Here is a 334-nt window from a genome sequence, read left to right as displayed (position 1 = left end):
CGCCCCGCCTTCGTCATCCGCACCATCGGCGCGTCACCGCCACCCGAGAACTCCAGGCCGACCGTGGTGACCTTCGGCGCGACCATGCCGCTCCCGGCCTTCACCAGACCGGTGTCGACCGGCTTCCACCGACCCCCCACCCTGGCCCGCACAGGCCGCAGATACTCCCGCGCCTCCAGATTCCCATCGGGCGTGGCAAAGACCTCGCTGCTCTCTCCCCCCAGCGAGGTCACCTCCACCGGCTTGCCCGTACGCCTGGCCTGAGCGAACGCCTCAGCCTCGGTCAACGCGGACTGCCCCTCCGGCGTCGCTTCCGACGCCACGGCCGCCTGCG

At 71.9% G+C, this 334-nt stretch carries 1 protein-coding gene; it reads right to left on the bottom strand.

The window, feature by feature from the left end; all coding sequences use genetic code 11:
- Positions 1–287, bottom strand: a 287-nt coding sequence (locus tag NGF19_RS30495; RefSeq protein ID WP_289738570.1) for a hypothetical protein, incomplete at its 3' end; no start/stop codon positions are given.
- Positions 288–334: the final 47 nt, after the last annotated feature.

The organism is Streptomyces macrolidinus (assembly GCF_023887685.1).
GTDB classification, from domain to species: domain Bacteria; phylum Actinomycetota; class Actinomycetes; order Streptomycetales; family Streptomycetaceae; genus Streptomyces; species Streptomyces macrolidinus.
The sequence above is the reverse complement of the archived record's forward strand: the minus strand, read 5'-3'. Positions and strand labels throughout refer to the sequence as shown.